The sequence below is a fragment of the Microbispora rosea genome, from assembly GCF_900156315.1.
GTDB lineage: Bacteria > Actinomycetota > Actinomycetes > Streptosporangiales > Streptosporangiaceae > Microbispora > Microbispora rosea.
The window spans coordinates 91,066-115,020 of the sequence record NZ_FTNI01000022.1 but is presented as its reverse complement, the minus strand read 5'-3'; the positions used below and the strand labels follow the sequence as shown (position 1 = coordinate 115,020).

Below are 23,955 nucleotides of genomic sequence, written 5' to 3'. Positions count from 1 at the left end.
CAGGGGGAAGTAATCGGCCGGCGCGAACGTTGCATAATGCAATAGTCGCGTGAAAGTTGGTGGTCTCGATGACCGTCCGGGCAAAGGCACTCATCACGCTCCTGGCCTCCGACCAGGGCGGCCTGCCGCACGAACTGCCCTTCCGCACGCAGTCGCTGGTGATCTGCGCCTGCGCGGGGGAGTACGGCAGCGGGCCCAGCCGGCCCTTCCAGGCGGCGATCACCTCCGACGACGAGGAGCCGCTGATCCCGGGTGACCGCCTGCACGTGGTGACCATCGCGACGACCGACGACGACGCGGTCGATTATCTGCGCCCCGGGGGGCGCTTCCGCCTGTGGTGCGGCCACGACGTCGGCACCGGCATCGTCTCCCGCCGCGTGATCTGAGCGTCCTGCCGGTCCTCGCCGCGACCGTGTCCCGCCCGAGCGGTCCGCGCGCATAGGCTTGTGTCGTGCCCGCGACCTGCGGGAACGGGGGGCCTGCCCGCGCGGGGAGGCGAAAATGGCCGAACAGTCGCTACCGCTCGCCGCACACCTGCGGCTGCACACACACGATGTCGACGAGGCCCGTAGACGGGTCGGGAACGACCTCGGCGTCCACGGACTGCGCCCGGTGAGTTCGGAGGTCGCGTTCGACGCCCGCATGAACGGGGTGACGTTCGACGGAGTCGCGCTGTATTCGCTCGGCTACGGCACGGAGGTGCTGATCACGCCGCAGCCGGTGGAGAGCTATCTGCTCGTCGAGATCCCGCTGACCGGTGTCGCGGAGGTGTCCCAGGGCCGCGAGAGGATCGTGGCGACGCCCGAGTTCGCCTCCGTGCTGTCGCTGACTCGGCCCATGTCCATGCGGTGGACCGCCGGGCAGGAGTCGCTGATCGTCCGCTTCGACCGCGCCGCGCTCGAAGCTCACCTCGGCAAGCTCATGGGGCGCACGCCGCGCAGGCCGCTCAGCTTCTCCCTCGGCATGGACCTGACCTGGCCTCCCGCCCGATCGTGGCTCGCGGTCGTCGAGCTGCTCAGGGGGGAGGCGGAGACCGGCGGCGCCATGCTGGAGCAACCCGTCGCACTCAGGCAGCTGGAGGGGCTGCTGATGACGCAGTTGCTACTGGCCCAGCCCAGCAACTACAGCGAGGCGCTGTCGGGCGGCCTTCCCCGGGTCGCGCCGACGGCGGTGGAACGGGCCGTGGACCTGATCGAGGCGCGGGCGGCGGAACCGCTCACGGTGGAGGAGATCGCCGAGGCGGTGGGCGTCGGCGCGCGGGCGCTTCAGGAGGGGTTCCGGCGTCAGCTGGAGACGACGCCGATGAGCTACCTGCGGGAGGTGCGCCTCGATCGGGTGCGTGCCGAGCTCACGGTCCAGGACGCGAGCGCCACCACGGTCACCGACGTCGCCTGTCGCTGGGGGTTCGTCCATCTGGGGCGGTTCTCGCTCGCCTACCGCCGGCGTTTCGGGGAGTCCCCGTCGGAGACACTGCGCCGCTGAACGGGCGGGCAGGGCCGCTCAGCGGGCCGGCAGATCGGCCCACCACGTAATCATGCCGGAGGGTCCGCTCATGCAGCCGTGCCGGATGGCGAGGGCGTCGACGACAACGGCGCCGCGCCCGCTCTCGGCCGCCGGCGCTCCGGCCCCCGGCCACACCGGAGCCGCTCCCGCGTCGGTGACCTCGACCCGGATGATGTCGTGATCGCCCTCCGCGTAGAGGAGGAGCCGGAACTCGGCCGGCGGCAGGGCGTGGAGCACGGCGTTGGTCACCATCTCGGAGATCACCAGCGCGGCCTCCTGCGCGGCGTTCCCGGGCGTTCCCCAGGCTGCCAGAACGCCGAGCGCGCGGCGTCGTACGGCGCCGACCTCCTGAGGAGAGTGCGGCACCGGACACGCGTATTCGTCGACGACCGCCTCGGCCGTGCATACGCCGGCGCGGTCCATGGTCTGCGATTTCATCGTGTCGTGCTCCTTGGTCACCAGCGGGCACCTTCCGTGGCGAAGCGCCCCCGCCCTCCAATGCGCGGTGCGTCAAACTGTTGGAAAGAGCGTCACTTATCGCAGATTAGGCGGGCCGTATGAAGGCTCGCTATCCCCAAGGCGAGGGCGGGTATCCGCTTAACGAACCATTACCCGGACGCCCGCGCGGGCGGCAGGACCGGCCGGCCGGACGGGACGGGTGGGTCGGTGACTTCGTGGGCGGAACGGGCGAGCCAGATCACCGTCAGAGCGTTGGTGGCCGTGATCGCGCAGCCGTATACGTCCCCGGAGATCCCGGCGATCTCCAGTACGGCCAGCGGCAGGAGCGCGACCGGCACCACCAGGGAGGCGATGCCATACCAGACGGTCGCCCGCCGCCAGCGGCCGTCCCGCCACTGGGTCAGAAACACCAGTGCCGTCCAGATCAGGCTCGCCAGAGCGCTGATATCGGGCATGTCGGCCACTCGCCGCGCCTCGCGCCAGCCGAGCACGTCGAACACCTCGACGGCGGCCACACTCGTGTTGGTCAGCAGGCCCGCGGCCAGGGCGAGCCCGGGGAACCCCACGGCGCGGCGCAGCACCGGGTGGAACAGCACCACGACCGCCGACATGACCAGCGAGTCGATCACCACCGCCCACCACGGCCAGGCCGGTGCGACCGCGGACACCAGCCAGGACCCCGCCGCCGCGTAGAACGCCACGCGCAGTCGCAGCACACCGCGGTCCGTCGCCGGCGGGCGCCCCGCGACCGGGCCTCGCAGGCCCTGCCACAGCGCCCAGCCCCACAGCCCGCCCGCCGCGAGGAGAACGAGCACGTTCGGCCATACGGCCGTGACATCCACGTTCGCGAGCTCCCGCGCCGTGGCGTCCTCGTCCGCCTCGAAGAAGAGCGTCAACCGCCAAAGGACTCCGATGTCGCCGCGGGCCGTCGCGACCGCGGCCGCGACCACGATCACCGCGCCATATGCGGCGGCGGCGATCAGCGCGGGAACACCCCACCGATAGTGACGCGCGGACTCATCCAGGAATCGAGGAGGGAATCGATCAAGAATCATGCGTCACCCTAACGAGCCGTCTCCATAAGAGGAAACAGATCTAAGCTTTACCCGCTATGGTGCGCGTTCTGGTATTGGGCCACATCGGCGCGGAGGTGGCGGGCCGCCCTGTCGAGCTCGGCACGTCACTCCACCGGGCTGTGATGGCCCGGCTGGTCTGCGCACAGGGGCACATCGTGTCCACCGACCGGTTCGTCGACGACCTGTGGAAGGGCCAGCCGCCGCCGAAGGCGCTCGGCGCCCTGCAGGTGTACGTGTCGAACCTGCGCCGCGTCCTGGAGCCCGAGCGGGCGCCGCGGACCCCGGCCCGCGTGCTGGTGAGCGCGCCGCCCGGATATCGCCTCGCGCTCGGCACCGAGGACGTGGACGCCTGGCTTTTCCCCAAGCTGGTCGACACCGCGGCCGGACTCCTCTCGCGGCGCGAACCCGCCGCCGCCTTCGACACGATCAGCGAGGCGCTGTCGCTGTGGACGGGCCAGGCGTATGAGGAGTTCGCCGACCAGGAGTGGGCCGTGCCCGAGGTGGGCCACCTGCTCGAACTGCGGGCGGTCGCGACCGAATACCGCGCCGAGGCGGGACTGGCGCTCGGCCGCCACGCCGAACTGGTCCCCGAGCTGGAACGCCATGTCGCCGCCCACCCGCTCCGGGAGAACGCCGTCAGGTTGCTCGCGCTCTCCTACTACCGGGCCGGCCGTCAGGGGGACGCCCTCGCGGCCCTGCGCCGCACGCGCGCCCTGCTCTCGGACGAGCTCGGCGTGGACCCCGGGCCCGCGCTGCGGAGCCTGGAGGCGGACATCCTCGCCCAGGCCCCCTCTCTCGACCTGATCGTCCGGGAGCCCGCGCCCGCGCCGCCGGTCGTGCCGCCCGACCGGCCGCGCCCGCCGTCCCCCGGCAGGATGGTCGGCCGTACGAGGGAGCTGGCCCGCCTGGCCGCCGCCGCGGAGCAGGCCGGGGACGGGTTCCGGGTCGCGTGGCTCGGCGGCGAGGCCGGGCTGGGCAAGAGCACCCTGGCCGACGCCCTGGTGGGGCACCTGTCGTCGCGGGGCTGGCGGACGATCGTCGGCCGATGCCCGGAGACGACGGGCGGCGTGCCGCCCGCGTGGGCGTGGAGCGAGGTGCTGCGCGATCTCGCGGCGACCACGCCGCCCCCGCCGGAGACCGCCGCGCGGCTGGCGCCGCTGCTGACCGACGACGCCGTGCCGGTCGGCCAGTTCTGGCTGGCCAGGGCCGTGGGCGACTATCTGGACGGCGTGCCGGGGCCGCTGCTGATCGTGCTGGAGGACGTCCACAGGGCCGACGAGGAGACCCTTCAGCTGCTGCGCCACCTGGCCGTACGGCTGGCCGCGACACCCGTGCTCGTCCTGCTCACGCACCGGCCCGGGGAGTCGGGAGCCGGCCTGATGGCGACCGCCGCCGCCCTTGCCGTGCAGACGGTGGAGAACATGGAGCTGAGCGGTCTCGCACCGGACGAGGTCGCCCGGATGCTCACCGAGCGGTCCGGCCTGGACGTGGATCAGGCGACGGTGCGGAAGGTCAGCGAGCGCACCGGCGGCAACCCGCTGTTCGTGAGCGAGACGGCGCGGCTGCTCGCGATCGACGGCCCCTCGGCGGTGAACGTGCTGCCGCCCGGGGTGCGGGACCTGATCCGGCGGCGGGTGGCCCGCCTCCCCGGCGCGGTCCAGGCGACGTTGCGCAACGCCGCGGTGCTCGGCAGGGAGGTCGACGCCGACGTGCTCATCGCGATGCCGGGAGCCGACGAGGAGACCGTGCTCGACGGGCTGGAGGCGGGGGTGCTGGCCGGGCTGCTCGAGGAACCCCGGCCGGGGCGGGTCCGCTTCGCCCACGTGCTGGTCCGCGAGACCCTCTACGAGGACATCCCCCGGCTGCGGCGCGCCCGGATGCACCGCAAGGTCGTGACGGCCCTGGAGGCGGTGCGGCCCGGGGACGTCGGGGCGCTGGGGCACCACGCGCTCGCCGCCGCGACCACCGCCACCGCGACGGCTGCGGCCGAGTACGCGTCGCGCGCGGCGGCCCAGGCGTCCGCGCTCTACGCCCACAGGGACGCGGCGGCCTTCCTGGACGGCGGGCTGGGCGCGCTCGACCTGGCGTCCGACCCGCCGGAGGCGCTGCGACTCGACCTGATGTGCCGCCTGGTGTCCGCGTTCGCACACGCGGGTGAGGTGGAAAGGGCGTTCGACGTCCGGGCGAAGGCGCTGACCGCCGCCCGGAGAACCACCGATCCGAAGGCCGTCGCCCGGGCGGCCGTGTCCTTCGATGCGCCCGTCATCTGGACCGTCCAGCCGGAGCGGAGGCTCGATCGCGATCTGGTGCACGCCGTCGAGGACGCGATTCCCCGGGAGACGGGCGAGCTGCGCTGTCTTCTGCTGGTCACGCTGTGCCATGCCGTCGAGGGGCACGACGCCGCCCGGGTGGAGTCGGCGAGCACCGAGGCGGTGGACATCGCCCGCGCCGTCGGCGACCCGCAGCTGCTGTGCATGGCGCTGAACGCCCGATACTGGGCCTGCCACGCCCCCGACAGGCGCCAGGAGCTGGAAGAGCTGGGGCACGAGCTGCTGCGGGTCTCCACGGCGGCCGGGCTGCTCGGCTACCGGACACTCGGTCACGCGGCGCTGTGCATGGTCGCGCTGGGCCGCAACGACTGGGCCGCCGCCCGGCGCCACGCCGACCAGGCGGCGGAGCACTCGACGAGCGGCCAGCTCGGCCATGCCCTCGGCATCCTCGCGTTCCTCGACGCCCTGCACCTGCTCGTGCGGGGAGAGTTCGACGAGGCCGAGAGGGCGTACACGACGCTGGGCGAGCGGCTGATGGAGACGGGAGCCTCGATCTCGGCCCTCATGGGCGCCGTGGGGCGCTTCGCGGTCCGTCTGGCGGCGGGCCGCTTCGACGAGTGCGTGGAGGCGCTCGCCCCGGTGTGGGTGCGCATCCCCGAGGAGGTCGCGGAGTTGTACGCCCGTGCCCTCGTGGCGGCCGGCCGTCTGGAGGAGGCCAGGGCCGTGTGGCCGGCGGCCCTCCCGCGCCGTGACTTCACCTGGACCGGCATGATGGCGGCGCGATCGGCGACCGCCATCGCGCTGGAGGACCGCGAGACGGCCGAGGCGTGCTACCGCCTGCTCCTCTCCGAGGAAGGGGAGATGGCCGGGCTGAGCACCGCGTCGGTCACCTTCGGTCCGGTGGCCCACTCACTCGGCGACCTCGCCGTCTTCCTGGGCGAACCCGAGGCCGCGGAGGGACACTACGCGCGGGCGGTGGAGGTGGCCCGGCAGGTCGGCTCTCCCCACTGGGAGAAGTCGGCCCGTGACGCGCTCGCGGGCCTGTGATCAGCGAGGCCGCCGGAGCACGGGGACGGGCTGCCCGCGTCGTGCGGCCTCCCGTTCGAGTCGCGGTGCCAGAGCGCGAGCGGTCCGCACCATCTTCCGCACCTGCCCGGCACGGCTCCCGCTGAGGCTGAAGTCCGCGAGGGCGCGCTCGACCCGCACGTGGACCCCGTCGGACAGGGGCGTGGCCTCGCCGACCAGCACGACGTTCTCCTGGCCGCTCATGTCGGCGTCGTGGGTGTGGAAGGTCAGGCAGGCCCGTCCACGCGCCGGGACGCCGGGCGGGCCGATCCGTACGAGGAAGCCGTCGTCCACGCGGGTCGCGCCGGACGAACGCAGCGGCAGGGGCCAGCCGTCCTCGCCGACCACGGTCAGCACGGGGTCGCCGAGGCCTGCGGCGTGGTCGGCGCGCGGGCGCCAGTCGGCGGGCGGCTCCAGCCATTTCGGAGCGCCGGCTCCCGCGGGAACGGGGTCCGACGGCGGCGCGGTCACCTCCGGCGCCGCCTCCCATCGCAGGGGAGGCGCGTCGAGCCGCCCGTCCGGCCACCACAGCACGCGCAGCGGAGTGACCTCGATCCATATCCGGGCCCAATACCAAACCTGCCGCCGTACGAGGAACCACGGCTGCCGGGCGAGGGACTGCGGATATTTCGCCAGCGTCCGCCGCAGATAGAGATCGGTGTTGGCCTGCAGATCCGCGTCGCGTACGGTCGCCAGGCCCTGAACGAGCACGGTGGGAGGGCCGGAGACGGGCGATCCCGTGGGGTCGGAGAACAGCAGCGCGACCCGGGGGTCGCGTCTGGCCCGCTCGGCCTTGGACGGATAGGTCAGGCCCGTCGAGACGTCGACCGTGCGACCGTCCTCGGCGACGTAGGGCGCCACCGGCCAGGTGATCGGCGCGCCGGTGCGGGTGAGCGAGGCGTACTCGCACGTCAGTGTGTGTTCGAGCACCGGCAGGATCTCGGCGGGCCAGTTCGTGCGCCCGGCCGTGCCGTGCGGGCGACAGGGACATCCCATGCTCCCTCGCTGCGGAAAGCCGGAGAACTCCGCAGGCGGTCCGCGGAATTCCTTACGCCGGTGAACGTAGGCGGCAGGGCTTAGACGGCACTTGGGACGGACTTGGGCGCCCGCGGGGCGCAGAAGATCAGCAGGCGGACGTGGTCTTCGGGGCGTTCAACCGCTGACGCCGGAGCTGCTCGGCGAACTCCCTGGCCATCGCGAGCTGCTCGCGCAGCTTGTCGGCGCGTTCCGCGACGGCCCGCTCGAACAGCTGCAGCCGGGTGATCAGGCCGGGGTCGTCGTCGCCGTGGGCGAGCCGGTCGGTGATCTCCAGCAGGCCGCGCATCTCCTCCAGCGTGAACCCCAGCGGCTTCATCCGCCTGATCAGCGCCAGGCGCTGCACGTCCTCCTCGCTGTAGAGCCGGAAACCCCCCTGGGTGCGGGCGGGCACGACCAGGCCGACCTCTTCGTAGTGGCGGATCGTGCGCAGGGACAGCCCGAGCCGCTCGGCGACCTCGCCGATCTGCACCAGACCTTCAGGCATCGCTCCGCTCACCTTTCCTACCCCCGTGGTCACCGCTCCCGCGCGGGTACCGTCGCCAATCACGGCCTACCCTCACGTATGGGTAGGGTTTCGCGGAACAGCTCCCTGGAACCCGTCGGTGACGATACCTCTCGCCCGGGAGTCCGGCTGGCGGGGAGGACAAGCATAAGGCCGGGGCCGCCCTGGTGGGGCCCTGCGGCAGTGCCTGCTCCCACCGCGACGGCGCGCCCGGCGAGGGGGAAGGGCCAGGCGGGCCGTGCGGTGGCGTTGACGCCTGCGATGGGTGAGCACGCGGCGAAGCGGAGTCCCACCGCAAGCGGGGCAGACTCTACTCTCACGGAAGGTTATAGAGCAATAACCGTCGAGAGCGAGCGCCGCGATCAGTAGGTGCTGGGCTCCGGCTCCTCGACGTTCCACGTGACCGTGCCGTCCGACTGAATGCATCGCCGGCGGACCCGGGTGACCAGTTGCGTCGGCAGTTGGAGCGCCGCCACCCAGGACCCGTTCCTGCTCCGCTCGAAACAGATGTTGTCGCCGTTGACGACGACGCGGTCGGCGGTGAGGGTGCGCTGGAACCCGCTGTACATCCTGACGCGGTAGACGGACATCGTCCTCCTCTCCACGTGCGGTCTCTCGTGTGGCCGGACCCGCCGCGGAGGAGGCTCCCGCGCGGGCGGGCCCCGGTGGGCGGCGGGGCCGCCCGGACGCCTGGTCTTCCGGCGGTGACGACGCGGGGCGCGGGGACTGGACGTCGCGGGACGGCAGCGCGTCGGCCGGGAGAACCACGTGACCAGCCTCACCCTACTCTGACGTCAGAGTAGGCAAACCCAAGGGCGGACGGGCACAGGGCGGACGGGCACAGGGCGGATGGGCACAGGGCGGACGGCGCATGGCCCCGGCGTTCTCCTCACGGCGAGCCGGATCACCCGCCACGACACGTGAGCGGGGCCCGCGCGGGACGTGACGGGCGGTCTGTCCGCCGCCGTCCCGCGCGGGCCCCGTAGCGCACTCTCCCGCTCTCGCTTACCCCGGGAATCGGGTGTCATGCGCGGCTCTTTTCCACCGGTCGTCCCGGTGGCCCCGTCAGCTCGTCAGCAGGCCGATGCCGAGGGTCAGCACGCCCGCCGCCAGGCAGAGCGCGCCGAGCCAGAGCAGGATGATCAGACGGTTCGGCCGGGTCACGTCCCGTCCGATGGACGACAGGAAGAACCCCGCGGACATCAGCACGGCGGCGGCTGGCACGCCGAGCCGGGCGGTCCACAGGGCGGCTCCGTCGAGGCCGGTGGCGTCGACGAAGAGGAGGCACACCAGCCCCAGGGTGACCAGCACCCCCGCGTGCGCGTGGCCGGCGCGCGCGAACGCCTGCTGGAAGGGTGTCATCGGCACCGCGCCGCGGACGATCCGGGTGAGAAACCACCCGCCGAACTCGATGGTCACGATGGTCAGCAGGACGACGGCGGCGATCACCTGGGTCGGCTGGCTGAGCTGCAGGGGGGTCATGGGATCTCCTGTCCGAACATGGTGGGGCCGTACGGGGACGGCGGTGGGGGAACGTCAGCGGCCGGTGTCCAGGGCGGCCTCGGGAAGGCCGAGTGTCCGCGCGAGCTCGGCCAGCTCCGCCTCGAACAGATCGCCCTCCTCGTCGCCGACGACTCGCGGAAGGCCGAGCGACTCCAGGCAGACCATCCCGTAGAGCCGCATCCAGCAGCGGGTGAAGGCGGCCGCGGCGGCCGTGGAGGGCATCGTGACCTCCAGGATCCGGACGAGCCGCTCGGCCAGCGGCTCGATCCGGGGCTCGCGAGGCCAGGGAGCGGGGGAGGCGCTGCCGTAGTCCCGCCAGGCTCCGGCGAAGATCTCCCCGAACAGCTTGCCCACCTGGCGTCGCGCGCGGCCGACCGCCTGGTCCTCCTCCTCCGGCGGGGACACGACCAGGGAGAGGTGGAACTCCCGGGGGTGCTCGACCCCCCACCGCCGCAACGCCCTGCTGGCGACCACGAGCCGGCCCGCCGCGTCCGCCTCGTCCACCTCGCCGACCCTGGTGACGACGAACTCGGTGAGCTCGTCCAGGATCGCCACGATGACCGCGTCGAGGAGGGCGCGGTGGCTGTCGAAGTAGCGGTAGACCCCGGGCGGGGTCATCCCCATCTCCCGGGCGACCGCCCGGATCGTCAGCGCTTCGACGCCCTGGGTCGTCAGGATCTCGCGGCTCACCGAGACCAGCTCACGCAGTGTGGCGTCACGCACCCTCTGGCGTCGTGAAGGACCGGTCGTCGAGGACCCCTTCATCGGCCTGTCTCCCTTCTTGTGTTTACACATGTTAACTCTAGCATCTTGCAGTAGCTAGTGCGTTTATGCGACGCTGAGGTTACCAACGTTCGCGGGGAATCGCCCGCCCGGCTCCTGGAGGCTCCCTTGACCACCGACTCCGGCACAGCGCTGCGCTCCAGACCCGCCGCCCCGGCCACCGCTCCGGCCACCGCTCCCCGGGCCGGCGCCGCCGAGCGCGACCGCGCCGTCGAGCTGCTCGCCGACGCGTACGGCGCCGGCTACCTGACCAAGGAGGAGTTCGACGAGCGCCTGGACATCGCCACGCGCGCTCGGCACCGCGCCGAGCTCGACGCTCTCCTCGCCGACCTGCCGGTCAAGCTGCGCACGTCGAGGGACCGGGCGCTGCGCCGGGCCCGGAAGGCCAGGGCGGCGAGGCTCGGGGTGCGTATCCACGCCGGTGTCTATGCCGGCATGTCGCTCCTCATGGTGGTCGTCTGGCTCGCCGTCGGCCGGGCGACGGGCTCCTGGTATCCGTGGCCGATCTGGCCCGTCCTGGGCTGGGGCGTCGGAGTGCTGGGCCATGCCGTACCCGTGACCCTGGCGACCCGCGCCCGCGAGCGCCGGGAGACGACGTAAATCAATCGCTTGACTTACCTCACCGGGATCGATGGACTTGCACCGGGCCGAGGGGGCCTTGTCGGTCGGTGAACCGCGGAGCGGTTCCGGTGCGGTGGTGAGGATGACCGGGAAGTCGCGAGCCGAGCGGGCCGGTGTGACCCGTGAGCGGATCCTGTCGGCCGCGGAGCGGCTGTTCGCGGAACACGGCGTGTCCGCCGTGTCCAACCGCCAGGTCAGCGAGGCCGCGGGGCAGGGCAACAACGCCGCGGTCGGCTACCACTTCGGCACCAAGGCGGATCTCGTGCGCGCGATCGTCCGCAGACACGCCGAGCCGGTCGATCGGATACGCGAGCGGATGCTGGCCGGCCTCGGCGACTCCGCCGACGTACGCGACTGGGCGGCCTGCCTGGTCCGCCCGGTCACCGAGCATCTGGCCGCCCAGGGCAATCCGACCTGGTATGCCCGCTTCATCGCCCAAGTGGTGACCGATCCCTCGCTGTGCGCGATCATCACCGAGGAGACGCACGCCTCGCTGCGGCGGGCGATGGACGGGTTCGTCCGCTGCCTGCCCGAGCTGCCCGCCGAAGTCCGGGCGGAGCGCAGCGACATGGCGCGGCAGCTGATCACGCACGTGTGCGCCGAACGCGAGCGCGCCCTCGCCGAAGGCGCCCCCACGCCCAGGTCGAGCTGGCACGGCACGGCGACCGGGCTGATCGACGCGCTCGTCGGGCTGTGGCTGGCGCCCGTTTCCGGGGAGTCGTGAGCCTCACCCCGCCGGGCGCACGCCCGCCCCGTTGTGACCGCGGCAGACGACGCCGAGCAGCCACCGCCCGGCCGTGGCCAGCCGGTCCCTGACCCCGTCGCGGAGCAGCAGCCAGGCGACCCAGCCGACGGCGAGCACGGCCCAGTAGGAGATCAGCCGGTAGAGCGCGACGACGGCCGCCGCCATGCTGCCGGTGACGCCCGCTCCGACGAACGTGGCGGCCATGCCGAGCTCGGTGACGCCGAGCCCGCCGGGGATCACCGCCACCGTCGCCGCGATCTTGCCCGCGACGTAGCCGAGCAGCACGGTGTGCGGTCCAAGCCCGACCCCTGCCGCCGCGCACACGGCGGCAAGGCAGGCCACGTCGAGAAGCCAGTTGGCCAGCGCCAGGACGACGAGGACCAGCCGGTCCCTGCCGGTCGGCCTGATCGCGTCCCTGGCCGCGAGGATCCGGGAGGCGCCGGAACGGCGTACGCCGGGCCGCCGGCGCAGCCGCACCAGCGCGATGACGGCCGCCGCGACGGCGGCCAGCGCGATCAAGGCGGGGATCCGGGTCGCGTCGCCGCCCAGCAGCGCGACCAGTCCCAGCACGGCGAAGGTGGTGGTCGAATACACGGCGCTGAGCACGAGCGTCGCGACCGACAGCGGTTTTGACGCGCCGAGCCGGCCGAGCTCGCGGATGGTGAAGGCGACCGAGAGCACCGGTCCGGCGGGCAGGGAGCCGGACACGGCGTTGCGCGCGTAGGTGACGGCCACCGAGCGCGGCCCGGTGAGCCTGACGCCGCCGCTCCTGAGCAGGCGGCGCAGCAGCCCCGCGAACAGCCGCATCGAGAGGCCCTCGGCGACCACGGCGACGGCCAGCCAGCCGAGGTTCACCTTGCGGACCGAAGCCCAGACCGCGTCCGGGTCGGGAATGCTGTCCCTGAGGGCGAACAGCGCCACCCCGGCCACGCCGACCGCGGCGGCGCTTCTGAACCGGCGCGCCGCGTGGGCGACGGAGGCAGGGGACATGCGCGGGATTCTCCGTTGCGCGATCGGGGTGGTGCGCGCCTAAATCAAGCGACTGACTTACGTTAGCATCGCCGTTTTCCCCGCTCCGGAGCGGATCCGGTCTTCGTGCTCCCGCTGCCGTGGCCGAGGTGGCGGGTGAGAACGGTGATCACGCCCGCTCCCTCCCGGCCTTATCCTTCTCCGCGGCGACGCGCTCGGCGTAGTAGCGCGCGGAGCGCTTCGGGGTCCTGCGGAGCGTGTCGTAGTCGACCCGGACGATGCCGAACCTGCGGTCGTAGCCGAATGCCCACTCGAAGTTGTCGAGCAGCGACCAGGCGAAGTAGCCGCGGACGTTGGCGCCGCGTGCGCGGGCCTCCAGCGTCGCGTCGATGTGCGACCGCAGATACTCCGCCCGCTCGACGTCGTCCACGTAACCGTTCTCGTCGGGCACGTCGGCGTACGCGGCGCCGTTCTCGGTGATGTACCAGGCCGGACCGGGATACTCCCGTTCGAGGCGGAGCAGCAGATCCGTCAGCGCGGCGGGGGTGACCTCCCAGTCCATCGCGGTGCGCGGGACGTCGCGGCGCAGAGCCACCGGCGACGGCCAGCCGTTCTGACCCACCCGCCCGGCCTGGACGGCCTGCGAGGAGTAGTAGTTGACGCCGAGCACGTCCAGCGGCTGCGCGATCAGCGCGAGGTCGCCGTCCCCGACCGGGAGCGGGCATCCCAGCTCGTCGAGCTTGTCCGCGATGTCGGCCGGATACTCACCCCGCAGCAGCGGGTCGAGGTACAGCCGGTTGTCGAACCCGTCCGCCCAGCGGGCGGCGGCGACGTCGGCCGGGGAGTCGCTCGCGGGGATCTTGGGGGCGAGGTTGAGCGTGATGCCCACCTCCAGCCGGTCGGAGCGGCCGCTCGTCTCCGCCCTGTCGCGGATCGCCCGGGTCGCCAGCCCGTGTCCCAGCAGCAGGTGGTGGAGGGCGGCCATCCCCGCGCGGGCGTCCTGGCGCCCCGGGGCGTGCTGGCCGGTCACATAGCCGAGGAAGGCCGAGCACCACGGCTCGTTCAGGGTCGTCCACTGGTCCACCCGGTCGCCCAGCGCGTCGTAGGCGATGGCCGCGTAGTCGGCGAAACGGTACGCGGTGTCGCGGTTCGGCCAGCCCCCCGCGTCCTCCAGCGCCTGGGGAAGATCCCAGTGATAGAGCGTCACCCACGGGCGGATGCCCTTGGCCAGCAACTCGTCGACGAGACGGTCGTAGAAGGCGATCCCCGCGGGGTTGCCTCCGCCGGTTCCGTCCGGCTGCACGCGCGGCCAGGCGAGGGAGAAGCGATACACGTCCATCCCGAGTTCGGCCATGATCGCCACGTCCTCGGGCATGCGGTGGTAGTGATCGCACGCGACGGCTCCGGTGTCGCCGTCCGTCACCGTGCCAGGAGTCGCGCAGAAGGTGTCCCAGATGGACGGGGTGCGCCCGTCCTCGGCCACGGCGCCCTCGATCTGGTACGACGAGGTCGCCGTGCCCCACAGGAAGTTCGCATGCTGCGTCATCAGGTCGGATTTCCATTCACGAAGGGAGTTATCGGGTCCTGGCCAGGCAGTGTGTCAGAACATCGAGCTCGGCGGACCGGCGCCTGACCTTCGAGCCGCCGATCACCGGCACCGTTTCGCCGGATGACGTCGACGCCGTCCGGGCGCGTTCAAGCTTCGGTCGCGATGGGGTCGGTGACCCGTATCCACGGGTGCGTCCTGCCCGGCGGAGACGCCCTCCGCTTTCTATCGTGTGCCCTGAAGTGATCTCTGGTGCTGCCGCCCATGCTCTGGGCGTTGACATATTCGGGGGACGAGCATGCGACTCAGGCCGCTCGCGTTGGTGTCGGGTATCGCGCTCGGGTTGGCGGTGCTGACCGGTCCGGCCGCCACGGCCGCGGACACGACGGTGACCTTCACGGTCACGTCGGGTGCGTTGACGATCACGGCGCCCGCCGGTCCGGTGAGTCTGGGCAGCGCCCAAGCGGGCGGCACGGTCAGCGGGCCGATCGGAACGGTCACGGTGACCGACGCCCGAGGCGGTGTGCCCACCTCGGACTGGACGGCGCGGGTGTCGTCCTCGGCCTTCTCGGGCCCGAGTGACACGGTCCCGGCCTCCGCGGCGACCTACACGCCGGGTCCTGGCACGCTGATCGTCGGCAACGGGACGCTGACGCCCGGCCCTGGCGGGACCCTGGACGTGCAGCGGGTCGCGATGACCTACACCGGCGGCACGGGCAACAGCCAGGCGACCTGGAATCCGACCATCTCGGTGACCATCCCGCTGTCGGTGGGTCTCGGCACCTACTCGGGCACGGTGACGCACTCTGTTGCCTGATCGACTCATCGGCTGGGCCGCGGGCGTCCTGCTTGCCGTGCCGGGTACGGGCACGGCAGGCGCGGCGCTCGCGGCCGTCCGCGTCCCAGGCCCCGGCCCAGCCTCCGTGGCCGCCGCGGCGGCGACCACCGATCGGGGGGACCCCGGGCAGGGGCTGGGCATCCGGCTGGTCGACGCACCCGTCGCCCGCCGCGCCGACCCCCGCGCGCTCAAGGGCGTGGTCGATCACCTCGATCCCGGCACCACCATCAAGCGGCGGATCGAGGTGTCCAACACCAGCGGTCACCGGATGCGCGTCTCCCTGTATCCGGCGGCGGCCGACATCCGCGGCCACGCGTTCGTCTTCGCCCCCGACCGCACCCCGAACGAACTGACGAGCTGGACCACCATCGCGCCGGCGGAGATCGACCTGGCCCCCGGGCAGGCCCGCCGGGCCTGGTTCACCACCCGCGTGCCGTCCGACGCGTGGAAGGGCGAGCGGTACGGGGTGCTCTGGGCGCAGACCACCGCGGAGCCGGACCAGGCGCACAACATCGGTCTGGCCAGCCGCGTCGGCATCCGGATGTACCTCGACGTCGGCCCGGGCGGCGAGCCGCCGTCCGACATGAGCATCGATCAGCTCACCCCGGAGCGGGACGCCACCGGTCGCCCGGTCCTGGCCGCTCAGGTGCACAACACCGGCGGCCGGGCCCTGGACCTGTCCGGCTCGCTGTCGCTGTCCGACGGGCCGGGCGGGCTGCGCGCCGGACCCTACCCGGCGCAGCTGGGCGTCGCACTGCGCCCGGGCGAGACCGGGCGGCTGGCCGTCGTCATGGACGCACGGCTGCCCGAGGGCCCCTGGAAGGTGGACATGGTCGTGCAGAGCGGCCTGATCAAACGCGAGGTCTCCGCGACCGTCGTCTTCCCCAAGGTCGGTATCGGCCGGCCCGTCACCCCGTCCGGCGCGTCGCGGCTGATCCTCCCCTCGACCGTCGCCGCACTGGGTCTCGTGGCCGCCGGTGTCCTGACCTGGCGCCGCCGCAGGGCCAGACCCCATCCCGAACCCCGAAGGGCATAAATGCGCAGACGCATCAACCCCCTCGCCACCGCGACCGTCCTGGCCGCCGCCCTGCCCGCCCCCTCGGCGTCCGCGACTGTCGCACCGGCCACCTACGTCCTGGCAAGGGCGGGAGAGCTGACCATCACCGCTCCCGTCGCGGTGTCGCTGGGCAGCGGGCCGCCCGGAAGCCAGCGCAGCGCGCAGATGGGCACGGTGACGGTGACCGATGGCCGTAGTCCCAACTCGGGCGCATGGACGGCCACGGTCTCCTCGACCAACTACACCCGCACCGCCGCGCCGGTGGTCACCATCGGCCGGGCCAACATGAGCTACTGGTCCGGCCCGGCGAGCGCAACCCAGGGTGGCGGGACCTTCGTCCCCGGCCAGCCGACCGCCGCGAGCAGGGTGACCCTCGCCGCCCCGCGGACGGCGTTCTCCCACACCGCCGTGGCGGGGATCAACAACGCCAGCTGGAACCCCACCCTGGTGCTGTCGATCCCTTTCTCCGGTGTGACCGCCGGCACCTACACCGGCGTCGTCACCCACTCCGTCGCATGACCACGGCCACCGGCGAGATCGCCACAGTCGGACGATGTACGCCTCCTCGGGGGTGATACGGCCACTTAGGACGCTCATACAACTTTCGTCCCGATTACAACTGCTGTATCCCCTTTTGTTGCGCTGCTCCGTGATCTTTGTGCATGGTCGGGCCCGTCTTGCCCGGCCGTACCCGCAGCAGCACTACTCGCAGAGGGATGACACATGGGTGCATTGCGTAAGGCCGCGGTCGTCGCGGTGCTCGGCGGCGTGATGGTCGCATTGCCGGGGATCGCCTCGGCCGACGCCGCCCACGGCAAGCCGGCCAACGGGCCTGGCAACGGCCCCGTCAATGGCCCGGGTAACGATCCCGGCCCTGGTCCTGGCAACGGCCCCGGTCACGGGAAGCGCGTGCTCGACCTCCAGGCGCACCGGGGCGGCGCCGCACTGATGTCGGAGAACACGATTCCGGCCTTCGCCAACGCACTTGAACTCGGCGTGAGCACCCTGGAACTCGACATCGCGATCACCGAGGACGGCAAGGCGGTCGTCTCGCACGACCGGCAGATCGACGGCCGCAAGTGCAAGGACACCGCTCCGGCTTTCAAGGGCGACCCGGAGTACCCGTACGCCGGCAAGTTCATCAAGGACCTGACCGTCAGGCAGATCAAGACCATGGACTGCGGCCAGACGCTGGCGGACTGGCCCGGCCAGAAGCCGGCCACCGGGGCCCGCATGGCGCTGCTGACCGAGGTCTTCGACCTGGTCAAGGCCTACAAAGCCAAGGACGTCATGATGAACATCGAGACCAAGTACGAGGTCGGGACGACCGAGACGCAGCCTCGTGAGGTGTTCGTCCAGGAGGCCGCGAAGGAGATCCGCGAGGCCGGGATGCTCAAGCAGGTCACCATCCAGAGCTTCGACTGGGGCGCGCTTATGCGGATGCACCAGGTCGAGCCGCGGCTGCCCCTGGTGGCGCTGACCAACCCCGTCTACGACGGCATCCCCGGCCTCGAGATCTGGCTCGGCGGCATCGATCTCGCGGACTTCGGCGGCGACCCGCTGAAGGCGATCAAGTCGTTCGGCGCGTCGGCGTTCTCGCCGCTGCCCGGCACCCCCGAGGGTGCCGAGGTGGGCGACGCCGACTACAAGCCCTACGTGACCAAGGCCCTGGTCGACGAGGCGCACCAGCTGGGCATCAAGGTCATCCCGTGGACCGTCGAGGAGAAGTCGACGATGAACGCGATGATCGACGCCGGCGTGGACGGCATCATCACCGACTACCCGGACCGCCTGCGCGAGGTCATGGCCGACCGCGGCTTCGAGCTGCCCAAGAGCTACCACCTGAAGAACCACGGGCACTGATCGTCGATCAGCCGATGCCGGGGACCGGCGGAAAGCGGAACGTGCCGGATCAACCGTCAGCACGTCTGGATCGACCTCTGGGAGTTCCACCGCGCGCTCGCCGAAGCACGGAAAGCCACAGTCCCAGAGGCCAAGGCCGCCGCTCTGGACAGAGCCGCCGAGGTCTGCCGAGGTCACCTCGCAGATGGCACGCCGTATCCCTGAATCGACCTCGACCATAGAGACCCGCTCGCCCTCGCCTCCGTACGAGCGTTCCTCCAACTCGGAGGCATCCATGAGAAGGCCGGAAGACCGAAGCGGGCTCTGGAAGTCATGGAACAGGCGCTGACGCTCGACCCCGTCAACGAGGCCGCCGCGGCGGCCGTCATCCGCCTGCTCATCGGACTTGGCCGCTGAGACGAGGCACGCCTACGCGCCCAGCACCTCAACGCCCACCTCGCCAGCCTCGACCTCGACCCACCCCCGCGACCCAAGCCGTCCTCATGCAACTTCACACCCGCCCCAGATCCTGACGGGAGACGAGAACTCCGACATCACCACGTCCGGCGGCCGGCTGATCCCACATCTTCGCGGCCCTGGCGACGCCGCCGTGGTTACGGGAACCCTCCGCTCGCGCAGCCGCTCAGGTTTCAGGGTTCGCGAGCGGTGGCCGGAGTGACGGGGTGACCGGCGCACCAGACAGCGCGGATGTCGCGGGTGGCCGTGATGTCCCGGGTGGGGTCGCCGTTGACCAGCAACAGGTCGGCCCGCATGCCCGGCCGGACGGCGCCCCGGTCGGCCAGGCCGAAGGCGCGGGCGGGCAGCACGGTCGCCGAGCGCAGGATCTCCACCGGCGTCATTCCGGCCCGCGCCATCAGCTCGAACTCGTGATGCAGGCTCTCGCCGTGGGGCACGGGCAGCGGCGCGGACGGCCCGGCGTTCGCGTCCGTCCCGGCGAGGATCTCAACACCGGCCCGGTGCAGACGGCCGACGTCGCCCAGTACCTCCCCCAGGTGGTCGGCCCGCCGAGGCGGCGGGCCGGAGGTCATGAAGGCGGTGAGCAACGCCTCCATCATGGTGATCGTCGGGATGGACCTCTGGCCGGCGCTCCTCATCGCGGCCACGTCGTGCGCCCGGACCCCGCCGACGATCGGCGTGTGCGTGACGAACTCCGCTCCCGACTCCACGGCCATCGTGTAGGCGCCCGGGGTGGCGGCGTGCACGATCGTCTTGAGCCCGTACTCGCGCGCCGCCTCCACCAGCGCACGCAGCGCGTCCGCGGGCGGCCCGCCCTCGCCGGGGGCCTCGGCGACGCCCTTGATGTAGTCGACACCCTCCGCCGCCCGCGCCTCGACGTGCCGCCGGGCATCGGCTGCCGTAAGGATGACGGCTTCCGGCGGCATTCCCGGCATGCGGGCGTGGTGGCCGCCCGGCCCGATCGCGGGCAGTCCGGCAGTACGGAAGTCGGCCGCTCCCTCGGTCTCGCGCAGCGAGGCCACCCGCTCAGCCGGCCAGCAGGCCATGTCGAGTCCGGTCGTCACTCCCCAGGCGGCCAGGGCGGCCAGGTTCCCGGGGTCGTGCAGGTGGACATGCGCGTCGATCAGCCCGGGCAGCAGCGCCGCCCCCGCCGCGTCGATCTCCTCCGCCCCTGCGGGATCGTCGCCGATCAGCGCATCGTCGATGACGACGGTACGGGGCTCGCCGAGCCGTTTGCCATCGAAGACCCGCACATTGCGCAAGGCTGTCCTGCCGTCAGTGGACATAGGCCACCCACTCCAGATAGGGAACAACTTTGTTCACTAATGGAGGCTAGCACGGCAAAGTGCGTGATATATCGGTCCTCATGAGTCCCACCCGCCGCCGCGGAGACGCCCTCACCACCGCGATCTTCCAGGCCGTCCTGAGCGAACTGGCCGGGAGCAGCTTCGAGGAGCTGACGTTCGACAAGATCGCCTCCGCGGCCGGGACCGGGAAAGCGGCCTTGTACCGGCGCTGGTCCACCCCGGCCGAACTCGTCCTCGCCGCGCTGAGCGACCCCGCGACCGGCTTCGGCGACCCGCCGGCGCCGCCCGGCACGGGCGCACTGCGCGATGACCTGATCGCCCTGCTCGAGCACTTCGTACGGGCGCTCGAAGAGCCGCGCGGCCGCGCGCTGCTCCCGCTCATCGCCCACCGCCACCGCCATCCCGAACTGTTCGAGCAGGTCCACCGGCTGGTGATCCGCCCGCACCAGGAAGTACTGCTGTCCGTCCTGCGCCAGGCGGTCGAACGCGGCGAAGCCGCACCCGGCAGCCTCACCCCGCGCGTTGTCTCAGTCGGGCCACGCCTGATCCTCCTCCAGGCTTGGGAGGGCGGTCGCGTGGACTCCGGCGAGATCGCCTCCACCGTCGATGAGGTGCTCATTCCGCTGACCAGGCCATGACCCCCTGGCCGCATCCCGCAGGGCGGCAGTGCGAGACGAAAGGCGCATGTTGTGAGTGGGCCACGGTGGTTGGAGTTCGGCTGATGCCGGAAACGTGATCTCGGGCCAGTGTCCGAGTGCCTGTCCTCGCCCTGGCATGCGTCGCTGGAGGGTCAGAATTCGAGCGTCGTTGACACCCTGCTCGATGCCCAGAACAGCGAGGCCGATCGCGTCGCCGTCGAGACGGCCAAGCGGACCATCGACGACTGCGACCGCCGGATGGCCCGCTACCGGACGACTCTGGACGCGGGTGGAGACCCCCAGGAGATCGGCAAGTGGATGGCCGAGACCCGAGCCGGGCGGCTAAAGGCAGAGGGCCGGCTACGGGCCATCACCGGGAATAGGGAGATCAGTCAAAAGGAGATCGCGGAGATGATTCCACGGTTGGCCGAGATCGCCGAGATCATCAAGAAGGCGGACCCCGCCGACCGGAACGACCTCTACACGCAGATGGGCCTGCACCTCGTCTACGACCCTCTGGAGAGAGTGGTCGCAGTTGAGGCCAGGCCCAACATGTACCAGAGTGCGTGTCCGAGGGGGGACTTGAACCCCCATGCCCATCACTGGGCACTAGCACCTCAAGCTAGCGCGTCTGCCTATTCCGCCACCCGGACGTGGTGCCTCACGCGGGATCGTCATCCCGCGTCGGCTGATACAGGTTAGCACTCTCTGCGCCCTGCTTCATACCGGGAATCGGCTCCGGCGCGGCTTCCGGGAGACCGGGGGTGAACGTCACGCCTGTACGGCGGCAGGATGGAGGCGCGAGCCGTACGACGGGAAAGGCGGGCCGCCCCCGATTGGGGCCTGCCCGGCAGGAGGAGGCGCAATGACCCCACGCTACGGGGAGGACGAGGTCGCGGAGCTGTGCCGCGACCTGATCCGCATCGACTCGGTCAACGCGGGGGACAACGCGGGGCCCGGGGAACGCGAGGCCGCGGAGTACGTGGCCGGCAAGCTGTCGGAGGTCGGCCTGGAGCCGCGGATCCTCGAGTCCGACCCCGGGCGGGCGAACGTGGTCGCCCGTGTCGAGGGCACCGACCCGAGCAGGGACGCCCTTGTTCTCCACGGCCATCTGGACGTCGTGCCGTTCGACGCGGCCGACTGGACCCACCACCCGCTGAGCGGCGAGATCGCCGACGGCTGCGTCTGGGGCCGCGGCGCGGTCGACATGAAGGACATGGACGCGATGATCCTCGCCGTCGTACGGCGGCGGCTGAGCGAGGGGCGCAGGCCGCCCAGGGACGTCGTCCTCGTCTTCACCGCGGACGAGGAGGCCGGGGGCCACTACGGCGCCCAGTGGCTGGCCGAGCGGCATCCGGAGGTCTTCGAGGGCTGCACCGAGGCCATCGGCGAGGTCGGCGGCTTCAGCGTGACCACCGAGAAGGGCCGGCTGTACCTGATCGAGGCGGCGGAGAAGGGCATCGCCTGGATGCGCCTGACCGCCAGGGGCAGGGCCGGGCACGGCTCGATGCTCAACGACGACAACGCCGTGACCGAGCTCGCCGAGGCGGTCGGCAGGATCGGCCGCCACAAGTGGCCGGTCAGGCTCACGCCCACCGTGCAGGCGTTCTTCGAGGAGGTCTTCGGCAGGGAGGTCAAGGCGGAGGACGCGGAGGCGGCGGTGGCCACCCTCGGGCCGCTCGCCAGGATGATCGGCGCCACTCTCCGCAACACGACCAACCCGACCATGCTCCAGTCCGGATACAAGGCGAACGTCATCCCCCAGATCGCCACCGCGCACGTGGACGGCAGGTTCCTGCCGGGCTACGAGGACGAGTTCTTCCAGACCCTGGACGAGCTGCTCGGGCCGAACGTGACCAGGGAGTTCGTCTATCACGACGTGGCGGTCGAGACCCCCTTCAAGGGCCCGCTGGTCAAGGCGATGGCCGACGCGCTGCAGGAGGAGGACCCGGGCTCGCGGGCCGTGCCGTACACGCTGAGCGGCGGCACCGACCTCAAGGCGTTCAGCCGTCTCGGCATCAGCGGCTACGGCTTCGCGCCGCTGCGGCTTCCCGAAGACTTGGACTTCTCCGGGATGTTCCATGGCGTCGACGAGCGCGTTCCGGTTGATTCACTCCGGTTTGGCGTCCGGGTCCTTGACCGTTTCCTCGAATACTGCTGAGAAAGCTCTTGCGATCACGTGCCGTGCCGCTACAGTAACTCTCCGTTGGGGGTTGGATCCGCACCGGGTTGACCCAGCGGACTGTTGACTCAGCGGTTTGGGGAGGTCGCGTGACGCGCACGTCGCAGGAACGGCGGAGGGCGAGTTCGCCCGCCGCGGTTCCCGGCGTGCGCGTCACGTCTCCCGGCTCTGCGGAGCGGGGCCGGATGGCGCGGTTCGCGGCCGGTTCCCGTCTGGGCCGCCTGCTGGTCGTCGGCGGGCTGATCGCCGCCGGATGGCTGCTCGGTGTGTTCTTCGGTGTCTTCGGCACGGTGACGTCCGTGCCCGGGACCACACCCTCACATGACGTCGCCGGGTCGGTTCTTCCCGATCATTTCTCAGGTTCGGACCTCGGTCTGCCGCCCTCGCCGGGCGCGGTCGAGTCCCACGGGAAGAGCACCGACGGTTTCCCCACGGCGGCGGACGACGTCTCGGTGAACGCCGAGGCGATGGCGGGGCGCACGGTCGACGGGCTGACCAGCCAGTCGAAGCCTCTGCTCCCCCCACCCTCCACCGCGGACCACGCGCCCGAAGATCAGGGCCTGGTCCCGCAGTCGAGCGGTGGAAACATCCTGTTCGGGGATGTCGCGCGGGACGTGTTCGAACCGCGCTTCACCAAGCTGCCCGCCCCACTGGCGGCGGTTGTTCCCCCGGTGGTCCGCACAGCGGCGGACGACCCGTCTTTCTCTCCTGACTGATCCCGCCTTCGTGCCGGTCCCCGTCGTACGGCGACCGGTGCCACCGCCTGCCCTCGCTCGTGGTGCCCGGGCGGCAGGCTCCCGCGGGTGACGCGGAATTTCCCATCCTCGTGACGTCCACGGCTCCGCTGTGCTCATGCGGCCTGGACATGCGTCGCGAGCTGTCAGGTAACCCCCTAGAAGAACCACTAGGAGCATTCATCATGCGAACGTGGGCGAAGGGCTCGGCCCCCGCGGCGTTTCTGGCCGCCGGCGTCATGGCCCTTGGCAGCGGTACGGCTTTCGCCGACACCGACGGCAGCCATTCCGTGCTCGGCGGCAACCAGGTCGACATCCCGGTGACCCTGCCGATCGACATCAGCGGCAACGCGGTGGCGGTCGTCGGCGAGTCCCGGGCCTCCTCCCAGGGCGGCGCGGCCGTGCAGGGCGAGGGCGTGGGCGCCGGGCAGAACAAAACCTCCGGAGCGGGCAGCATACTCGGCGGCAACCAGGTCGAAGCGCCGATCAACGTCCCGGTCAACGCCTGCGGCAACGCGGTGTCGGTCATCGGCCGGTCGGACGCGAGCTGCCGCGGCGGCGCGGCCGTCAAGAGCTCGGGACGGCACGCGAGCGCGGGCGGCAACCGCACCAGCGGGGTGCACAGCATCGGAGGCGGCAACCAGGTCGTCGCGCCGATCACCGCGCCGATCAACCTGTGCGGCAACTCGATCGCCGTCTTCGGCAACGCCACCGCCGGATGCCGTGGCGGTGCCTTCGTCGGCGGCGGCCGTGACGTCGTCCGCGCCGGCGGCAACCGCACCAGCGGCCATGGCTCGATC

The 23,955-nt window shown here is 71.6% G+C and carries 24 protein-coding genes and 1 tRNA gene; 14 read left to right on the top strand and 11 right to left on the bottom strand.

Translation table 11 applies throughout. The features are described 5' to 3' along the window. The first annotated feature begins 68 nt into the window (after positions 1 to 68). Both BXA11_RS27760 and BXA11_RS27755 read left to right on the top strand, forming a co-directional pair. Complete coding sequence (locus BXA11_RS27760) at positions 69 to 386, top strand: hypothetical protein (RefSeq protein ID WP_143734549.1); 318 nt, start codon at positions 69 to 71, stop codon at positions 384 to 386. A gap of 115 nt (positions 387 to 501) precedes the next feature. After that, entirely contained in the window at positions 502 to 1,482 is a 981-nt protein-coding gene (locus BXA11_RS27755) for an AraC family transcriptional regulator (protein ID WP_076439232.1), read from the top strand. Between the two features lie 18 nt (positions 1,483 to 1,500). Here the strand turns inward: BXA11_RS27755 and BXA11_RS27750 are convergent, their stop codons facing one another. Together BXA11_RS27750 and BXA11_RS27745 are read right to left on the bottom strand one after the other, a co-directional pair. After that, complete coding sequence (locus BXA11_RS27750) at positions 1,501 to 1,962, bottom strand: ATP-binding protein (RefSeq protein ID WP_204053870.1); 462 nt, start codon at positions 1,960 to 1,962, stop codon at positions 1,501 to 1,503. A gap of 149 nt (positions 1,963 to 2,111) precedes the next feature. After that, entirely contained in the window at positions 2,112 to 3,017 is a 906-nt protein-coding gene (locus BXA11_RS27745) for a hypothetical protein (protein ID WP_143734548.1), read from the bottom strand. Between the two features lie 56 nt (positions 3,018 to 3,073). Between BXA11_RS27745 and BXA11_RS27740 the strand changes: the two genes are divergently transcribed. After that, the gene (locus BXA11_RS27740; protein WP_076439228.1) at positions 3,074 to 6,355 is read left to right on the top strand and encodes an ATP-binding protein; all 3,282 of its coding nucleotides are present in this window, start codon (positions 3,074 to 3,076) and stop codon (positions 6,353 to 6,355) included. Here the strand turns inward: BXA11_RS27740 and BXA11_RS27735 are convergent, their stop codons facing one another. From BXA11_RS27735 to BXA11_RS27715, 5 genes are all read right to left on the bottom strand, one after another. Then, positions 6,356 to 7,369 (bottom strand): pyridoxamine 5'-phosphate oxidase family protein, encoded by a 1,014-nt coding sequence (locus BXA11_RS27735; RefSeq protein WP_076439225.1) that lies wholly within the window; start codon positions 7,367 to 7,369, stop codon positions 6,356 to 6,358. Positions 7,370 to 7,496: 127 nt separating this feature from the next. Continuing rightward, complete coding sequence (locus BXA11_RS27730; protein WP_076439223.1) at positions 7,497 to 7,895, bottom strand: MerR family transcriptional regulator; 399 nt, start codon at positions 7,893 to 7,895, stop codon at positions 7,497 to 7,499. Positions 7,896 to 8,275: 380 nt separating this feature from the next. Beyond that, entirely contained in the window at positions 8,276 to 8,503 is a 228-nt protein-coding gene (locus tag BXA11_RS27725) for a hypothetical protein (protein ID WP_030507877.1), read from the bottom strand. Between the two features lie 475 nt (positions 8,504 to 8,978). Next, entirely contained in the window at positions 8,979 to 9,395 is a 417-nt protein-coding gene (locus tag BXA11_RS27720) for a hypothetical protein (protein WP_076439220.1), read from the bottom strand. Positions 9,396 to 9,449: 54 nt separating this feature from the next. Next, positions 9,450 to 10,139, bottom strand: a complete 690-nt coding sequence (locus BXA11_RS27715; protein WP_051761680.1) for a TetR/AcrR family transcriptional regulator — start codon at positions 10,137 to 10,139, stop codon at positions 9,450 to 9,452. Between the two features lie 168 nt (positions 10,140 to 10,307). On the opposite strand from BXA11_RS27715, the gene BXA11_RS27710 reads away from it, so the two are divergent. Both BXA11_RS27710 and BXA11_RS27705 read left to right on the top strand, forming a co-directional pair. After that, positions 10,308 to 10,799 carry a DUF1707 domain-containing protein gene (locus tag BXA11_RS27710; RefSeq protein WP_204053869.1) on the top strand — a complete coding sequence of 164 codons (492 nt, stop codon included), beginning with the start codon at positions 10,308 to 10,310 and terminating at the stop codon, positions 10,797 to 10,799. 103 nt (positions 10,800 to 10,902) lie between these two features. Then, positions 10,903 to 11,544, top strand: a complete 642-nt coding sequence (locus BXA11_RS27705) for a TetR/AcrR family transcriptional regulator (RefSeq protein WP_030507881.1) — start codon at positions 10,903 to 10,905, stop codon at positions 11,542 to 11,544. A gap of 3 nt (positions 11,545 to 11,547) precedes the next feature. Here the strand turns inward: BXA11_RS27705 and BXA11_RS27700 are convergent, their stop codons facing one another. Further along, positions 11,548 to 12,555 carry a lysylphosphatidylglycerol synthase transmembrane domain-containing protein gene (locus BXA11_RS27700; protein ID WP_076439218.1) on the bottom strand — a complete coding sequence of 336 codons (1,008 nt, stop codon included), beginning with the start codon at positions 12,553 to 12,555 and terminating at the stop codon, positions 11,548 to 11,550. A gap of 148 nt (positions 12,556 to 12,703) precedes the next feature. Then, positions 12,704 to 14,080, bottom strand: coding sequence for a GH1 family beta-glucosidase (locus tag BXA11_RS27695; RefSeq protein ID WP_076439216.1), 1,377 nt, complete (start codon positions 14,078 to 14,080; stop codon positions 12,704 to 12,706). Between the two features lie 298 nt (positions 14,081 to 14,378). On the opposite strand from BXA11_RS27695, the gene BXA11_RS27690 reads away from it, so the two are divergent. From BXA11_RS27690 to BXA11_RS45825, 5 genes are all read left to right on the top strand, one after another. Then, positions 14,379 to 14,897, top strand: a complete 519-nt coding sequence (locus tag BXA11_RS27690) for a hypothetical protein (protein WP_076439214.1) — start codon at positions 14,379 to 14,381, stop codon at positions 14,895 to 14,897. Beyond that, complete coding sequence (locus BXA11_RS27685) at positions 14,890 to 15,954, top strand: hypothetical protein (protein WP_143734547.1); 1,065 nt, start codon at positions 14,890 to 14,892, stop codon at positions 15,952 to 15,954. Before BXA11_RS27690 ends, BXA11_RS27685 begins: the two co-directional genes overlap by 8 nt. Further along, a complete protein-coding gene (locus BXA11_RS27680; RefSeq protein WP_076439210.1) occupies positions 15,955 to 16,494 on the top strand; it encodes a hypothetical protein in 540 nt (179 codons plus the stop codon). Between the two features lie 204 nt (positions 16,495 to 16,698). Continuing rightward, complete coding sequence (locus tag BXA11_RS27675) at positions 16,699 to 17,838, top strand: glycerophosphodiester phosphodiesterase family protein (RefSeq protein ID WP_076439208.1); 1,140 nt, start codon at positions 16,699 to 16,701, stop codon at positions 17,836 to 17,838. A gap of 204 nt (positions 17,839 to 18,042) precedes the next feature. Further along, positions 18,043 to 18,234 (top strand): tetratricopeptide repeat protein, encoded by a 192-nt coding sequence (locus BXA11_RS45825; protein WP_143734556.1) that lies wholly within the window; start codon positions 18,043 to 18,045, stop codon positions 18,232 to 18,234. Between the two features lie 233 nt (positions 18,235 to 18,467). On the opposite strand, the gene BXA11_RS27670 is transcribed toward BXA11_RS45825, so the two are convergent. After that, positions 18,468 to 19,547: an amidohydrolase family protein gene (locus tag BXA11_RS27670; protein WP_204053868.1), complete on the bottom strand. Its 1,080-nt coding sequence runs from the start codon at positions 19,545 to 19,547 to the stop codon at positions 18,468 to 18,470. Between the two features lie 113 nt (positions 19,548 to 19,660). Between BXA11_RS27670 and BXA11_RS27665 the strand changes: the two genes are divergently transcribed. Further along, complete coding sequence (locus tag BXA11_RS27665) at positions 19,661 to 20,239, top strand: TetR/AcrR family transcriptional regulator (RefSeq protein WP_076439204.1); 579 nt, start codon at positions 19,661 to 19,663, stop codon at positions 20,237 to 20,239. A gap of 567 nt (positions 20,240 to 20,806) precedes the next feature. Here BXA11_RS27665 and BXA11_RS27660 read toward each other — a convergent pair. Further along, positions 20,807 to 20,892 (bottom strand) — tRNA-Leu (locus tag BXA11_RS27660). 212 nt (positions 20,893 to 21,104) lie between these two features. On the opposite strand from BXA11_RS27660, the gene BXA11_RS27655 reads away from it, so the two are divergent. The 3 genes from BXA11_RS27655 to BXA11_RS27645 all read left to right on the top strand — a co-directional run. Next, a complete protein-coding gene (locus BXA11_RS27655; RefSeq protein WP_076439202.1) occupies positions 21,105 to 22,400 on the top strand; it encodes a M20/M25/M40 family metallo-hydrolase in 1,296 nt (431 codons plus the stop codon). A 110-nt stretch (positions 22,401 to 22,510) separates the two neighbouring features. Then, complete coding sequence (locus tag BXA11_RS27650; RefSeq protein ID WP_076439200.1) at positions 22,511 to 23,137, top strand: hypothetical protein; 627 nt, start codon at positions 22,511 to 22,513, stop codon at positions 23,135 to 23,137. Positions 23,138 to 23,340: 203 nt separating this feature from the next. Then, on the top strand, positions 23,341 to 23,955 hold a 615-nt coding region (locus tag BXA11_RS27645; RefSeq protein ID WP_159454848.1), incomplete at its 3' end, for a chaplin family protein.

Coding starts and splice junctions, on each gene's coding strand:
- BXA11_RS27760 (WP_143734549.1), top strand. CDS start 69: ATGACCGTCCGGGCAAAGGCACTCATCACGCTCCTGGCCTCCGACCAG.
- BXA11_RS27755 (WP_076439232.1), top strand. CDS start 502: ATGGCCGAACAGTCGCTACCGCTCGCCGCACACCTGCGGCTGCACACA.
- BXA11_RS27745 (WP_143734548.1), bottom strand. CDS start 3,017: ATGATTCTTGATCGATTCCCTCCTCGATTCCTGGATGAGTCCGCGCGT.
- BXA11_RS27740 (WP_076439228.1), top strand. CDS start 3,074: ATGGTGCGCGTTCTGGTATTGGGCCACATCGGCGCGGAGGTGGCGGGC.
- BXA11_RS27735 (WP_076439225.1), bottom strand. CDS start 7,369: ATGGGATGTCCCTGTCGCCCGCACGGCACGGCCGGGCGCACGAACTGG.
- BXA11_RS27730 (WP_076439223.1), bottom strand. CDS start 7,895: ATGCCTGAAGGTCTGGTGCAGATCGGCGAGGTCGCCGAGCGGCTCGGG.
- BXA11_RS27725 (WP_030507877.1), bottom strand. CDS start 8,503: ATGTCCGTCTACCGCGTCAGGATGTACAGCGGGTTCCAGCGCACCCTC.
- BXA11_RS27720 (WP_076439220.1), bottom strand. CDS start 9,395: ATGACCCCCCTGCAGCTCAGCCAGCCGACCCAGGTGATCGCCGCCGTC.
- BXA11_RS27705 (WP_030507881.1), top strand. CDS start 10,903: ATGACCGGGAAGTCGCGAGCCGAGCGGGCCGGTGTGACCCGTGAGCGG.
- BXA11_RS27700 (WP_076439218.1), bottom strand. CDS start 12,555: ATGTCCCCTGCCTCCGTCGCCCACGCGGCGCGCCGGTTCAGAAGCGCC.
- BXA11_RS27695 (WP_076439216.1), bottom strand. CDS start 14,080: ATGACGCAGCATGCGAACTTCCTGTGGGGCACGGCGACCTCGTCGTAC.
- BXA11_RS27690 (WP_076439214.1), top strand. CDS start 14,379: ATGCGACTCAGGCCGCTCGCGTTGGTGTCGGGTATCGCGCTCGGGTTG.
- BXA11_RS27680 (WP_076439210.1), top strand. CDS start 15,955: ATGCGCAGACGCATCAACCCCCTCGCCACCGCGACCGTCCTGGCCGCC.
- BXA11_RS27675 (WP_076439208.1), top strand. CDS start 16,699: ATGGGTGCATTGCGTAAGGCCGCGGTCGTCGCGGTGCTCGGCGGCGTG.
- BXA11_RS27665 (WP_076439204.1), top strand. CDS start 19,661: ATGAGTCCCACCCGCCGCCGCGGAGACGCCCTCACCACCGCGATCTTC.
- BXA11_RS27655 (WP_076439202.1), top strand. CDS start 21,105: ATGACCCCACGCTACGGGGAGGACGAGGTCGCGGAGCTGTGCCGCGAC.